Source organism: Micrococcus sp. Alg238-R198 (assembly GCF_900537135.1).
Lineage (GTDB): Bacteria > Actinomycetota > Actinomycetes > Actinomycetales > Micrococcaceae > Micrococcus > Micrococcus luteus.
Genome location: NZ_UNRH01000003.1, coordinates 116693 through 130186, shown reverse-complemented (window position 1 = coordinate 130186; position 13494 = coordinate 116693). Strand labels below are relative to the sequence as shown.

Genomic DNA, 13494 nt, shown 5'->3' with positions numbered 1-13494 from the left:
GCCTAGGGCCGGGGGCGGGCCCGCTCAACGGTGGCCCGGTCGCGCGGGCGGCTCAGTCGTCCCAGGGGTCGTAGACCTCGACGGCCACCACGTCGCCGTCGAGGTCGAGCGCGCGGTGCGCCACGAGCACAGCGCCGGGCCGCAGCCACGGGTCCTCGGTCGGCAGGGCCCGCAGCACGCGGTCCGCCTGGCCGGCGGCCGCGTCCTCGACCACCTCGAACAGCGTCGGCAGCACCGGCCGGTGCGTGCACACGACCAGCGGCCGGGAGCGGCCCATGAGCTCGGCCATCACCTTGCGGGTCTTCTTGGGCTTCTCCCGGGCCGTGGTCTCCGTGAACGCGCCCTTGGTCTTCAGCGGCAGCCGGCTGGACTTCACGAGCGGGGCCAGCGTCTCCACGCAGCGGCGCCACGGGGAGGAGACCAGCCGCTCCGGCCGCCAGGCCGACACGAGGCCCTCGACAGCGAGCGCCTGCCGCCGGCCCGTCGCCGCCAGCGGGCGCTCTTGCTCGGCGCGGGACCACGAGGAGCGGGGCTTGGCCTTGGCGTGGCGCAGCACCAGCAGCGGCACGGTCCGCAGGCGCCCCCGGGAGGCGGCACGCAGCAGCAGCTCGAGCGGTTCGCGATCCGAGTCGTTCGTCAGCAGCCGCCGGGCCTCGTCCGGCCCGACCCAGCGGACCTCGTCCACCTCGTCGCCGTCGGGCAGGGCGCGCTGGCCGTCGACCTCGGCGGCCCAGTACCAGACCTCCTTGCTCTGACGTACGCCCCGCTTGCCGGGCACCTCGTACGCGGTCACGCACAGCGGGATGCCCGGCCGCAGCTCCAGGCGGACCTCCTCGCGCAGCTCGCGGACCGCGCACTCCGGCAGCGTCTCACCCGGATCGAGCTTGCCCTTGGGCCACGACCAGTCGTCGTAGCGGGGCCGGTGGATCACCATCACCTCGAGGCCGCCGGGCACGCGGCGCCACGGCAGCATGCCGGCGGCCAGCACCTCGGCGCGGGGGCCTTCCGAGGCGCGGTCCTCCGTGGACCAGCGGGCGACGCGGTCGGCGTGGGACGAGGGCATGGGGCGGGTTCCTCTCGGGGTGCGGCGGCCGCGACGACTGCTGGGGCAGGGCACGGGGCGTGGCCGACCCCGCGGGGGCCGGCCCCACCAGGATACGAGGCCGCCGGGATGTGCCCGGCCGGTCCCCGCCCGAGGGTCTCAGGGGCGGCGGTACTGGGCGTCGGCGGCGAACAGCTCGAAGCCGAGGGACGCGTAGAGCGCGACGGCGGCCGTGTTGTCCGCGTCCACGTACAGGTCCACGACGTCGACTCCCTGTTCCGCCATCCGGTGCAGCCCCGCCAGCGTCAGGGCCCGACCGAGGCCGAGGCCCTGGGCGTCGGGGGAGACGCCCACGGCGTACACCTCCCCGACGCGCGGGCCGTCGGCTCCGGCATCCGGCTCCACCTTCGTCCAGTGGAAGCCGAGCAGCCGCCCGTCCGCCTCGCGGGCGGCGAGCAGGAGGCCGTCGGCGTCGAACCAGTCCTCGGCCATGCGGTCGTCGAGGTCGGCGCGGGTCAGGCTGCCCTGTTCGGGGTGGTCCGCGAAGGCGGCGGCGTTCACGTCCAGCCAGGCCTGCTCGTCCTGGCCGGGGACGAAGCCGCGCAGGGCCACCCCGTCGGCGAGCCGCACCTCCGGCAGGGCCGCGAGCGCCGCGTGCGACAGGCGCATCCGGCGCAGCTCGCGGACGGGCTCGAGGCCGTGCCGCCGGGCGAGCCGGACCGCCCCCGGGAGCATGCCGTGGGCCCAGACGCTCGTGGTCTCCTCCCGCGCCAGGTCCCGGACCGCGGCGGCCGCGGCGTCGGCCAGGACCGTCCCCCGGCCGGTGCGGCGTGCGGTCGGGTCGACGACGAGCTCGAGCACGGCCGCCGTGCCCTCGGGCACGAGCACGGCCGCCCCGTCGATCGCCCCGTCCGGGCCCCGGGTGGCTCCCCACCAGAGCTGCCCGCCGCGGGCGAGCAGCACCCGCGTCTGGTCCGACAGCGGGGGATGACCGTCCGCCGCCCCGGCGCGGTCGGCCAGGTCCAGGACGGCGCTCGCCTCCTCCGGGCGCGGGGTGACGACGCGCGGCATGCCGTCGGCGTCGGAGGTCGTGGGGGTGGGGTGTTCGGCCATGCCGGCCACCCTACGGAAGGAGGACGGTGGCCCGCGAGGTGCGCCCCGCCGTCGCCCGCCCAGGGCCGAGCCGGTGCGCACCTGGCAGGATGGGGCAGGTGATGCGCTTGTCCATGGCCCTGAGTGCGGCCGTCGCCGCCCTCGTCCTGGGCGGTGCCGCGTTGCTGGGCCCGGTCCCCGCCGCCCTCGCCGCCGCCGTCGTGATCCTGGTCATCGCCTGGGGCTGGCCGCGGCAGATGGGGGCGCCCGCGCGCCTCTCGCTCAGCGTCACCCTGGCCGTCGCCGGGGGCGCCGCGGTGCTGCTCATGCTGCTGTGGCCGCCGCTCGAGGACGGCCACAGCGGGGCCTGGACGCTCTTCGAGCCGCTCGCCGTCGTCGTCGCCTGGAGCACCATGGCCTCGTTCGTCGTCCAGCTGGTGCGCGGGACCGGCCGGCCGCTGCGCCTCGAGTCCACCGTCGCCACGATGGGAGGGGCTTTCATGGCCGTCGTGACGGCGTGCTGGGTGGCCGTCTCACGCTGGGCCGACACCCCTGCGGTCGCCGGGCTGGTCATCACGCTGGCGGTCGCGGTGGCCGCGGTCTCCCTCGTCGGCCTCACCCCGTGGATGCAGGGCCGGCCGGGAGTCCTGGCGCTCGTCGTCATCCCCCTCGGCACGGTGCTCGCCTGGCCCGTCTCGGCGCTGGCCGGCGTGGGCGCCCGGGACCGGCCGGCCGTCACGGCCGCGGCGCTCGCGGTGGGCGTGCTGGTGTCCCTGACCGCCGCCACGGCGCCGTCGTCGCGGCCGCGACCCGAGGACCGGCCGGTGGGCACCACCCTGCGCCCGCGCCGGGCGGGTTACGCCCTCGCGTTGGCGCCCGTGGGCGCGGCCGGCGTGGTGGCGCACGTCATGGTGGGCTTCCTGGCCTGACAGGTCGGGCCCGCTCGGTAGGATGTCCCGCATGGATACCCTTCTTGCGCTCGAGATCTTCTACCTGGCCCTCGTGGTCCTGGCCGGCCTGGGGATGGCCGCCGTCGCCGCGGTCGTCATCAGCGGCCTCTTCAAGGGCCAGCGCTGAGGACGCGCGGCCCGCTGTCGGGCCGCGCCGTGATCTGCCATGGCGACTGAACTCCCGTACGACCTCACCCCCGAGCTCGCGCCCCTGTCCTGGCTCATCGGCAGCTGGGAGGGCCAGGGCCGCCTCGGCGACGGCTCCGCCGGCACCGAGATCTTCTACCAGCGGGTGGACTTCACCGAGCACGGTCTGCCGTTCGTTGAGTACCGCGCGGAGTCGTGGCTGTGCGAGGCGGACGGCACGCTGCTGCGTCCGCTGACCGTGGAGTCCGGCTTCTGGCAGGTGGACCGGGCGCGGCGCGACGGCGACGTCGGCCCCGGCATGCGCCCGGCGGACATCGTCCCCGCGTTCCGCTCCGCCGAGGACGTCGAGCGGCTGCGCGCCGGCGACGAGGGCTTCGGCCTGACCGCCACCATCACGCATCCGGGCTCGCTGTCCGAGCTGTACTACGGCCGCATCAAGGGCCCGCAGCTTCAGCTGGCCACGGACGCGGTCCTGCGCGGCTCCGCCGCCGGCCCGTACCACCGGGCCACCCGCATGGCCGGTCTCGTGAACGGGCAGCTGTTCTGGCGCTGGGACGTCGCGGACGCAGCGGGCGCCGAGCTCGAGGCGCACGCCTCCGCCATCCTGGACCGCATGCCGAGCGCGGCCGAGGGTCGGCTCGCCCCGGGGGCCGAGCGTCCTCGCGGGGCTCGCGGGGAGCAGTCGTGACGGCCTCCCGCAGCCCGCTGCTGGACCTGGCCGTGGCCGAGCCGCAGGGGCCGGCCGGCGGCGCCGTCGAGGGCCGCGGCCCGGACGCCGGCGTCGCCGCGCACTACGGTCGCCCCCTGCCAGAGCAGCGCGCCCTCGCCCGGGGCCGCGCCCTGGTCGACCTCTCCCACCGGGCCGTGCTCTCCGTGTCCGGCCCGGACCGGCTGAGCTGGCTGCACACGCTCGGCACGCAGCACGTCGAGACGCTGCCCCCCGGCACGAGCACCGAGATCCTCTTCCTCGACGTGCAGGGGCGGATCGAGCACGCCGCCCACCTGCTCGAGGACGGCGCCGCGGCCTGGCTCGTCACGGACCGCGAGGACGGCCCGGGCCTGGCCGCGTGGCTCACCTCGATGCGCTTCTCCCACGACGTCACGCTACGGGACCACACCGGGGCGGTCGCCGTCGTGGGCGCCACCGCGCCCGTGCCCGGCTGGGAGGACCGCACCGTGTGGCTGGACCCGTGGCCGCGCGTCGGGGCGGGCGGCTGGGCCTACACGGCCGATCCGGATCCGGCGACCCACCCGGGTGCGGACTGGTCCTGGCGCGAGTACCTCGTCACCCGGGCCGACCTCGAGGCCACCGTCCGCGCGCTCGGCACGGGCGTGCTCGCGGGCTGGTCCCTGGCGGGCACGACGGCGGCCGAGGCGCTGCGCATCGAGGCCGGCCGCCCCCGCCGGGCCCTCGACGTGGACGACCGCGCGATCCCGCACGAGCTGGACCTGCTGCGCACCGCCGTGCACCTCGAGAAGGGCTGCTACCGCGGTCAGGAGACCGTGGCGCGCGTGCACAACCTGGGCCGCCCGCCCCGCCGCCTCACCCGCCTGCTCCTGGACGGCTCCGTCCACGCGCTCCCCGAGCACGGTGCCCCCGTGATCCTCCGGCCGGCCGAGGACACGCCCGAGGCCCGCGCCGCCGCCCGTCCGGTGGGGACGGTCACCGCCGCGGCCCAGCACCATGAGGCGGGCGCCGTCGCCCTGGCGCTGCTCAAGCGCACGGTGCCCGTGGACGCCGAGCTGCTGGTCCGCGAGGACGCTCCCGGCGAGGTCGGTGCCGCCGAGGGCGGCTGGATCGCCGCGAGCCAGGAGCCGCTCGTGTCCCCGGACGCCGGGCAGGTCGTCGGCCGACCGCGCGGCGTGGGCCGCCTGCGCTGACCGACTCGCCGGCTCAGTCCAGCGCGAGGACGGTCCGCGTGCCCGCCGCCTCCAGCCCGACGGCGATCGCCACGTGGTGCGCGGCTGTGTGGCCCGCCGGCACCTCGGCGAACGGCAGCAGCCCCTCCAGCGCCGCCCGGTCCATCGCCACGGCCACCGCGTAGCGGCCGAGCCCACGACCGCGCAGCCGCGGTGGGGTGAGGGTGCCCAGCGAGGCCAGCACGCCGCCCGTCACGCGATGCCCCGCCGCCGCCACCGCGGCTTCGATCGCCCGTCCCGCGCCGTCGTCGGGAACGAGCGCGACCGAGGACTCCCAGGAGGGGACACCCGCCTCGGCCACGTCGTCTGCGGGGGCCTGCGCGACCACGGCGTGGACGTGGGCGGGGTCGTCGGACACGGCGACGGTGCGCGAGGGGTCGACTGGCGGCGGTTCCTCGGCGGCGTAGAGCGTGAACTCGCCGCGCGAGCGCACGGCCTCCCCGGCGGCGGCGCGCACCGCCGTCCGCAGCAGGGCCGACTCCACGCCCAGCGCCTCGGCGGGCACGCCGCGGCAGGCACGCGTGAACCACGCCGGCCCCGCCACGACGGTGGCCCAGGGCAGGGCCAGCACCTCCGCCTCGGCGACGCCCTGCCGGGCCACCTCGATGCGGCGCGGCTCGGCGCCCGCCGCCGGGGCGTCGCCGGGCAGGAGCGCGGTGTCGGGCAGGCCGAGCCGACGCGCCAGCCCGAGGGCCAGCACGCCGACGGCGGGGTGGTCGGGTCTCACCGGCCGAACAGGATCTTCGCCTCGTCGTAGCGGGAGACCGGCACCTTCTTGAGGCCCTTGAGGGCGGCGCTCATGGGGATGGAGATGATCTCCGTGCCGTTGGCCGCCACCATCTGTCCCCAGCGGCGCTGCGCGACGAGGTCGACGGCGCCCATGCCGAAGCGCGTGGAGAGCACGCGGTCCGTGGCGGTGGGGGCGCCGCCGCGCTGGATGTGGCCCAGGATGGTGCTGCGCGTCTCGATGCCCGTCATCTCCTCGATCTCGCGGGTCACCCACTCGCCGATGCCGCCCAGACGCGGCCGGCCGGACGCCTCGACGCCGGCCTCGGCCAGCGGGTCGTCGTGGCCCTCGGGGACGAAGCCCTCCGCCACCACGACCAGCGGGGAGCGACCGCGGTCGTGGACCTGCTGCACCCACTCGGCGACCTGGGACATCGGGGTGCGGACCTCGGGGATGAGGATCGCGTGGGCGCCGGCGGCCATGCCCGAGTGCAGGGCGATCCAGCCGACGTGGCGGCCCATGACCTCGGCGACCATGCAGCGGTGGTGGGACTCGCCCGTGGTGCGCAGCCGGTCCATGGCGTCCGTGGCGATCTGCACGGCCGTGTCGAATCCGAACGTGTAGTCGGTGCCCTGCAGGTCGTTGTCGATCGTCTTGGGCACGCCCACGATCGGCAGCCCGTCCGCGGCCAGGCGGTTCGCGCCGGCCAGGGTGCCCTCGCCGCCGATGGCGATGACGGCGTCGATGTCCAGCTCGCGCAGGTTGCGGAGCATGTTCTCCGGGCCGCCGCCCTCCGCGTTGTAGGGGTGCGTGCGCGAGGTGCCGAGGATGGTGCCGCCGGTGCGGGCCAGGCCGCGCACGCGGGAGCGGGGCAGGTCCTCGACGTCCTTCTCGATCAGGCCGGACCACCCGTTGCGGATGCCCACCATCTCCATGTCGTACGACTTGATGCCGTGCAGGACGGCGGAGCGGATGACGGCGTTGAGGCCGGGGCAGTCGCCTCCGGAGGTGAGCATTCCGACGCGCATGGGGGTCCTCTCGGGCGTTCTCGTGGGGGTCGGCACCACCCTAGGCGTGCCCGCCGCGTCGCGTCAGGGGACGGGCGACGGGCGGCGGGTCAGCCGAGGGCCACGAGGACGGCGACCTGGAGGGCCGTCGCACCCACGAGGATGCCGCTCGCCGGGCCGAGGGTGCCGGGACGACGGCCGCTGAGCAGAGCGCCCAGCAGGACGGGGGCGATCACCGCGAGCGCGGCGACGAGCATGGGCACCGCCAGCAGCGTGGGGGTCGGACCGACACCGAGCAGCAGGCTGATCCCCAGGGCGGCGAGCGCGGCGAGGACGGCCCCGGCGTAGGTGGCGGCCTGCGCGATCGGCCCGAGGCGCGGCTTCACGGCCGTGGCTGCGGACCCCGAGCCGGTCGGGGCGGTGGCCGCCCGGGGGGCCTCCTCGGCCAGGCGCGCCGCGGCTCGCCGCTCGCGGGAGTGGACGTGGTCGCGCCAGGTGCCGGTCGCGGGGTCGATCCACTCGGGGCGGAAGCCGTGCGGGTCGGTGACCTCGGCCGCCCGCTCGCGCGGACCTCCGCCGACGTACCAGGCCGGGCGCGGCACGGCGTGGGCGGGCTGGTCAGCGTCGGGGGCCCGGCCCGGGGCCACGCGGGCCTGCGCCCGGCCGTCCCAGCGGGTCACGAGCCACCAGACGAGCACGGCCAGCGCGCCCAGGCCCACGAGGGAGCCGGGGCCGCCCACGGCCGGGGCGATGAGGGTGAACCCGGCGCCGAGCAGCAGGTTGAGGGCGCCGATCGCCCCGATCACGCCGATGGCCACGGTGGCGTCCTGCCACTCCCCGCGGCGCAGGCGGCCGAACTGCACGCGTCCGTCGGCGTCGGGGAGCACGGCCCAGGCGGCCGCGTAGGCCAGCAGGCCCAGACCCGCGGAGATCATGCACACGGCGACGAACACGCCGCGGGCGAGCAGCGGGTCGATGCGGTAGCGCTCGGCCACCCCGCCGAGCACCCCGCCGACCCACGAGGCCGGCGAGCGGCGCACGCCCCAGCTCAGGACGGCGCGGCGCAGCCAGCCCGGCAGGGCGTCCAGTCCGTCGGGGCCGGTCTCGCCCGCGGCGGCTCCGTCGAGGGCGACGTGGGGGCCGGGGCCGGTGAACGGGTCGGGTGTGCTCGTCATGTCTCCATCCTCGTCCGCCTGCGGCCCCCGCCCATCCGGGAACTCCCGGAATCCTCCCCGGATGTGCCGCCCCGTCCGACACGGCAGGATGGGGGCATGTCCACCCCGTCCGCGCCCGCGCCGGCCCCGCGTCCGCCGTTGATGCGGCACGGGGCCGACCGTCCGGTGTCCGGCGTCGCCGCGGGGCTCGCCCGGCACCTCGGGATGCCCGCCGGCCGCGTCCGCGCGGCCCTGGCGCTGCTGAGCCTGCTGGGCGGCGCGGGCCTGGCCCTGTACGTGTGGCTCTGGCTGCTCATGCCGGAGGAGGGTCCGGACGGCGCCCCCGCCGCCGACGCCCCCACCCTGCGTGGTCGCGCCCCCGAGGTGCTCGAGCGGGTGCGCGAGGGCGGCTGGCCGGTGCTGCTGGCCGCCGTGGTGCTCGGCGTGGGCGTGCTGACCGTCGCGGACGGCCTCGGCCTCACCGTCGACTGGGCGCTCGTGGGCCCGGTGGCCGTCCTCGTGATCGGCCTCGGCCTGGCCTGGATGCAGCTCGACCTGGCGGGCGGGCCCCGGGCCGGGCGGAGCGGACGACTGGTCCGCCTCGTGCTCGGCACGGCCCTCGTGCTGCTGGCGGTGCTGGCCATCGTCCTGGGCGCCGTGAGCTCGGGCGAGCTGTGGCGGGCTCTGCTGGCCGCCGTCGCGATGCTCGCCGGCGCGGCGCTGGTGGCCATGCCCTACGTCCTGGCCTGGCTGCGCCGACGCGACGCGGAGCGGACCGCGTTCGCGGTGCAGGCCCAGCGCGCCGAGATCGCGGCGCACCTGCACGACTCGGTGCTGCAGTCCCTCGCCCTCATCCAGCGGCGCGCCCAGGACGCGGACGCGGTGGCCCGGGTGGCCCGCGCCCAGGAGCGTGAGCTGCGTCAGTTCCTCGCCCTGGACTCCCGTGGCGGCCCGCACTCCCTGGCGGAGGCCCTCGAAGAGCACGCCGCCGCCGTCGAGGACGCGCACGGGTCCCGGGTGGAGGTCGTGGCCGTGGGGCGGGCCGCGGGGGCGTGGCTCGAGCCGCTCGCGGCCGCGGCGCGCGAGGCCATGCAGAACGCGGCCCGGCACGCCGGCGACGCGCAGGTCTTCGCGGAGGCCGGTGAGGACGACCGCGGCCGCACCGTCGCGGAGGTGTTCGTCCGGGACCGCGGCCCCGGCTTCGACCTGCCCACGGCCCCGGCCGACCGGCTCGGCGTGCGGGAGTCGATCCTCGGCCGCATGAAGCGTGCCGGCGGGACCGCCCGCATCCGGTCCGGCCCGGGCGGCACCGAGGTCCACCTGACCCTGACCGAGCCCGAGGGTGCGCGAGCGCGCACCGGACAGGAGCATCCATGACCGACCCCGCCCTGCGCACGGCCGTCATCGTGGACGACCACGCGATCTTCCGCTCCGGCCTGCGCGCCGACCTGGACCCGGACCGACTGGCCATCGTCGGCGAGGCTGGGGACGTGGACGAGGCCGTCCGCACCGTGCTGGACCTGGCGCCGGATGTGGTGCTGCTGGACGTGCACCTGCCCGGCGGGGCCGGCGGCGGGGGAGCGGAGGTGGCCGAGCGTGTCCTCGCGCGCCGACCCGCGCAGCGGTTCCTGGCCCTGTCCGTCTCGGACGCGGCCGAGGACGTCGTCGCCGTGATCCGTGCGGGGGCCTGCGGCTACATCACCAAGACGGCCTCCGGCGCCGAGGTGGCGGACGCGGCGGTCCGCGTGGCCGACGGCGACGCGGTGTTCTCGCCCCGGCTGGCCGGGTTCGTCCTCGACGCCTTCCGCGGCACGGCGCCCGCGTCCCCGCCCGTCCCAGCCGCGGCGACGAGCGGTGCTGCGGCCCCCGACGAGGATCTCGACCGGCTCTCGGCACGGGAGCGGGAGGTCATGCGGCTGATCGCCCGCGGATACACCTACCGCGAGGCCGGGGCGGAGCTGTTCATCTCGGACCGCACGGTCGAGACCCACGTGTCCTCCGTGCTGCGCAAGCTCCAGCTCTCCAACCGCCACGAGCTGACCCGCTGGGCCGCGCGCCGCGGATACGCCTGAGCCCCGTGGCGCGCGGCGTCGCGGGGCTCAGGGACGGGGTGGGCGGCTCAGGCGCTGAGCAGGGCACGGATGCGCTCGACGCCCTCCGCGAGGTCCGCATCGCCCAACGCGTAGGACAGTCGCAGGTAGCCGGACGGGCCGAACGCCTCGCCCGGGACTACGGCGACCTCCGCCTCGTCGAGGATGAAGGCGGCCAGCTCGGCCGACGTCGTGGGGGTGACGCCCCCGCGGTAGGTCTTCCCGAGCGCCTCCCGCACGTCCACGTACGCGTAGAACGCGCCCTGCGGGGTGGGGCAGTGGAAGCCCGGCACGGCGTCCATGGCCTCGACCATGGCCCGGCGCCGGCGGTCGAACGCCGTCTTCATCTCCGCCACGGCGTCCAACGGGCCGGCGACGGCGGCCAGCGCGGCCCGCTGCGACACGTTGGCCACGTTCGAGGTGGCGTGGGACTGCAGGTTCGTGGCGGCCTTGACCACGTCCAGCGGACCGGCCATCCAGCCGACGCGCCAGCCCGTCATGGCGTAGGTCTTGGCGACGCCGTTGAGGATCACGGACTGCTCCGCCAGCTCGGGCACGGCGCGGACGATCGAGGTGAACGGCATGCCGTCGTAGGTCAGGTGCTCGTAGATCTCGTCGGTGACCACCCACAGCCCCCGCTCCCGTGCCCACCGGCCGATCGCCGCCGTCTCCTCGGGGGAGTACACGGCGCCGGTGGGGTTGGAGGGGGAGACGAACAGGAGCACCTTGGTGCGGTCCGTGACGGCCTCGTCGAGCTGGTCCACGGTGACCTTGTAGCCCTGCTCGGGGCCGGCGAACACCTCCACCGGCACGCCGCCGGCCAGGCGGATCGCCTCCGGGTAGGTGGTCCAGTAGGGGGCGGGGACGAGCACCTCGTCCTGCGGGTCCAGCAGGGCGGCGAAGGCGTTGTACACGGCCTGCTTCCCGCCGTTGGTCACGAGCACCTGGGCGGCCTCGAGGGACACGCCGGAGTCGCGCAGCGTCTTGGCCGCGATCGCCTCGCGCAGCTCGGGCAGGCCGGCGGCGGGGGAGTAGCGGTGGTTCTTCGGGTCCCGGGCCGCGGCGACGGCGGCCTCCACGATGTAGTCCGGGGTGGGGAAGTCGGGCTCGCCGGCGCCGAAGCCGATCACCGGGCGCCCGGCGGCCTTGAGCTCCTTGGCGCGGGCGTCGACGGCGAGGGTGGCGGAGGGCGCGATGGCGGACAGACGGGCGGAGACGCGGCGGGCGGGCGCGGCCATGGGGACCTTCTTCGAGCTCGACGGGGAGGGCGGGGCGGAGCGGGGCTCCGTCCTGCCAGGGTACTGACTGCCCGGGGCCCGTTCGACTCCCGCCGCCCGATGGCGTATCCTGGATCTCCGGTACCGCGTTCACGGTCGATCCCGCGAGGGTTCGGCCGGCTCCGTCGGTCCGAAGGGTAGTGGCGCAATTGGTAGCGCAGCGGTCTCCAAAACCGCAGGTTGCAGGTTCGAGTCCTGTCTGCCCTGCTCGATGCCGGGCCTCGTGCTCGGCATCGGACGTGTAGAAAGCGATTCGGCGATCCGACGAGTGAGGCCACGTGACTGAGATGGCGGCGAACGGCGGGGGGCCCACCCCCACGCCGAGCAGGCAGCGTCGCGGGCTGTTCGCGCGGATCGCGCTGTTCCTGCGCCAGGTGGTGGACGAGCTCCGCAAGGTCGTCACCCCCACGAGCGAGGAGCTGCTGCGCACGACCGGAGTGGTGCTCGCCTTCGTGGCGTTCATGATCCTGCTGGTCATGGGGCTGGACTGGGTGTTCGGCACCGTGGCGGGTCTCCTGTTCGGCGCCGGCGGCCTCTGAGCCCGGCGCGGACGGTCCCGACGTCGCAGGACGCGTCCCCCGCACGCCCGTGAGGGCCCTCCCCGACGGCAGGGCCCGCCGTCCGTCAGCAGAAAGCAGGAACCGTGTCCGAGCAGGAACTGGATCGTCAGCCCGCCGAGGAGTCCGTCCCGATGTCGGAGGACGCTGTGGCCGCCGAGACCGCGCAGGACGCCGGGACGCCCGTCGAGGCCGCCCTGGACGAGCCCGTCGGCAGCGGTGACGAGACCGCCGAGGCCACCGTGCAGGAGGCAGACCTGGCCGTCGCCGAGGGCGAGGACGCGCCGACCCCCGTCGAGGAGCAGGCCGACGACGAGCCCGCCGTGGACCCCGCCGAGGAGCTGCGCACCCGCCTGCGCCGCCAGCCCGGCGACTGGTACGTCGTCCACACCTACGCCGGCTACGAGAAGCGCGTGAAGACCAACCTCGAGGCCCGCATCCTGACCCAGGACATGGAGGACTCGATCTACGAGATCGAGGTCCCCATGGAGGAGGTCGTGGAGATCAAGAACACCACGCGCAAGATCGTCTCGCGCGTGCGCATCCCGGGCTACGTGCTCGTCCGCATGGACCTCGACGACGCCTCGTGGGGCGTCGTACGGCACACCCCGGGCGTCACGGGCTTCGTGGGCAACGACGCCCACCACCCGCAGCCGCTCAGCCTGGACGAGGTGTACGACATGCTCGCCCCGTCCGTGATCCAGGAGGCCGCCCGCGCCGCCGAAAAGGCCGGCCTGGCCGTCCCCGCCGCGGCCGAGTCCGGCGCGCCCGCCGCCCCCGCGATCCACGTGGACTTCGAGGTCGGCGAGTCGGTCACCGTCAACGACGGCCCGTTCGAGACCCTCCCGGCCACGATCTCCGAGATCAAGCCGGAGGCCCAGCAGCTCGTGGTGCTCGTCTCGATCTTCGAGCGCGAGACCCCCGTGACGCTGTCCTTCAACCAGGTGACCAAGGCCATCTGAGGACACCCGACGCTTCCGCACCGGGCCGGCCGCCTGCCGGCCCGGACGCGGCACCGGCCGCCGCGCCACGGCGGCCACCGCCCCCGGTGCGCTCCTGCGCCGAGGTTCCCCCAGTGAGAGAAGGATCCACTCATGGCTCCCAAGAAGAAGGTCACCGGTCTGATCAAGCTTCAGATCCAGGCCGGCGCCGCCAACCCGGCCCCGCCCATCGGCCCCGCCCTGGGCCAGCACGGCGTGAACATCATGGAGTTCTGCAAGGCGTACAACGCCGCCACCGAGTCGCAGCGCGGCAACGTGGTCCCGGTCGAGATCACCGTGTACGAGGACCGCTCGTTCACCTTCGTGACCAAGACCCCGCCGGCCGCCGAGCTCATCAAGAAGGCCGCCGGCGTCGCCAAGGGCTCCGCCACCCCGCACACGGCCAAGGTCGGCACGCTGACCCAGGCCCAGTGCGAGGAGATCGCCCAGACCAAGATGGAGGACCTGAACGCCAACGACGTCCAGGCCGCCGCCAAGATCATCGCGGGCACCGCCCGCTCGATGGGCATCACCGTCGAGGGCTGACGCCC

The 13494-nt window shown here is 75.8% G+C and carries 14 protein-coding genes and 1 tRNA gene; 9 read left to right on the top strand and 6 right to left on the bottom strand.

The genetic code is table 11. The annotated features are described in order from the left end of the window. Positions 1-52: 52 nt before the first annotated feature. Both G6R13_RS04155 and mshD read right to left on the bottom strand, forming a co-directional pair. Positions 53-1063: an NUDIX hydrolase gene (locus G6R13_RS04155; protein ID WP_163721099.1), complete on the bottom strand. Its 1011-nt coding sequence runs from the start codon at positions 1061-1063 to the stop codon at positions 53-55. Between the two features lie 138 nt (positions 1064-1201). Next, complete coding sequence (gene mshD, locus G6R13_RS04150) at positions 1202-2155, bottom strand: mycothiol synthase (RefSeq protein WP_049146270.1); 954 nt, start codon at positions 2153-2155, stop codon at positions 1202-1204. A 101-nt stretch (positions 2156-2256) separates the two neighbouring features. On the opposite strand from mshD, the gene G6R13_RS04145 reads away from it, so the two are divergent. The 3 genes from G6R13_RS04145 to G6R13_RS04135 all read left to right on the top strand — a co-directional run bounded on the left by G6R13_RS04145 (position 2257) and on the right by G6R13_RS04135 (position 5112). Further along, positions 2257-3063 carry a hypothetical protein gene (locus G6R13_RS04145; protein ID WP_237069077.1) on the top strand — a complete coding sequence of 269 codons (807 nt, stop codon included), beginning with the start codon at positions 2257-2259 and terminating at the stop codon, positions 3061-3063. Between the two features lie 187 nt (positions 3064-3250). Beyond that, on the top strand, positions 3251-3919 hold the full coding sequence (locus tag G6R13_RS04140; RefSeq protein ID WP_036337900.1) for an FABP family protein: 669 nt from the start codon (positions 3251-3253) through the stop codon (positions 3917-3919). Beyond that, positions 3916-5112 carry a folate-binding protein YgfZ gene (locus G6R13_RS04135; protein WP_134416835.1) on the top strand — a complete coding sequence of 399 codons (1197 nt, stop codon included), beginning with the start codon at positions 3916-3918 and terminating at the stop codon, positions 5110-5112. The genes G6R13_RS04140 and G6R13_RS04135 overlap by 4 nt, the downstream gene beginning before the upstream one ends. A 13-nt stretch (positions 5113-5125) precedes the next feature. On the opposite strand, the gene G6R13_RS04130 is transcribed toward G6R13_RS04135, so the two are convergent. The 3 genes from G6R13_RS04130 to G6R13_RS04120 all read right to left on the bottom strand — a co-directional run bounded on the left by G6R13_RS04130 (position 5126) and on the right by G6R13_RS04120 (position 8060). Further along, positions 5126-5878 (bottom strand): hypothetical protein, encoded by a 753-nt coding sequence (locus G6R13_RS04130; RefSeq protein WP_134416836.1) that lies wholly within the window; start codon positions 5876-5878, stop codon positions 5126-5128. Beyond that, complete coding sequence (locus G6R13_RS04125) at positions 5875-6906, bottom strand: ATP-dependent 6-phosphofructokinase (protein ID WP_036317733.1); 1032 nt, start codon at positions 6904-6906, stop codon at positions 5875-5877. Before G6R13_RS04125 ends, G6R13_RS04130 begins: the two co-directional genes overlap by 4 nt. Positions 6907-6995: 89 nt before the next feature. Further along, a complete protein-coding gene (locus G6R13_RS04120) occupies positions 6996-8060 on the bottom strand; it encodes a PspC domain-containing protein (RefSeq protein ID WP_145951046.1) in 1065 nt (354 codons plus the stop codon). A 96-nt stretch (positions 8061-8156) separates the two neighbouring features. Between G6R13_RS04120 and G6R13_RS04115 the strand changes: the two genes are divergently transcribed. Both G6R13_RS04115 and G6R13_RS04110 read left to right on the top strand, forming a co-directional pair. Further along, positions 8157-9416, top strand: coding sequence for an ATP-binding protein (locus G6R13_RS04115; protein ID WP_145951045.1), 1260 nt, complete (start codon positions 8157-8159; stop codon positions 9414-9416). Continuing rightward, positions 9413-10111: a response regulator transcription factor gene (locus tag G6R13_RS04110; protein WP_145951044.1), complete on the top strand. Its 699-nt coding sequence runs from the start codon at positions 9413-9415 to the stop codon at positions 10109-10111. The genes G6R13_RS04115 and G6R13_RS04110 overlap by 4 nt, the downstream gene beginning before the upstream one ends. Before the next feature lie 47 nt (positions 10112-10158). Here G6R13_RS04110 and G6R13_RS04105 read toward each other — a convergent pair whose 3' ends face one another. Continuing rightward, complete coding sequence (locus G6R13_RS04105; RefSeq protein WP_049146289.1) at positions 10159-11367, bottom strand: pyridoxal phosphate-dependent aminotransferase; 1209 nt, start codon at positions 11365-11367, stop codon at positions 10159-10161. Between the two features lie 173 nt (positions 11368-11540). Here G6R13_RS04105 and G6R13_RS04100 point away from each other — a divergent pair. The 4 genes from G6R13_RS04100 to rplK all read left to right on the top strand — a co-directional run bounded on the left by G6R13_RS04100 (position 11541) and on the right by rplK (position 13489). Continuing rightward, positions 11541-11613: transfer RNA gene (locus G6R13_RS04100), tRNA-Trp, on the top strand. Positions 11614-11693: 80 nt separating this feature from the next. After that, a complete protein-coding gene (gene secE / locus G6R13_RS04095; RefSeq protein ID WP_002854774.1) occupies positions 11694-11945 on the top strand; it encodes a preprotein translocase subunit SecE in 252 nt (83 codons plus the stop codon). A gap of 104 nt (positions 11946-12049) precedes the next feature. Further along, a complete protein-coding gene (gene nusG, locus G6R13_RS04090; protein WP_145951043.1) occupies positions 12050-12925 on the top strand; it encodes a transcription termination/antitermination protein NusG in 876 nt (291 codons plus the stop codon). A 132-nt stretch (positions 12926-13057) separates the two neighbouring features. Next, positions 13058-13489, top strand: a complete 432-nt coding sequence (gene rplK, locus G6R13_RS04085; RefSeq protein WP_010080374.1) for a 50S ribosomal protein L11 — start codon at positions 13058-13060, stop codon at positions 13487-13489. The last annotated feature ends 5 nt before the right edge of the window (positions 13490-13494 follow it).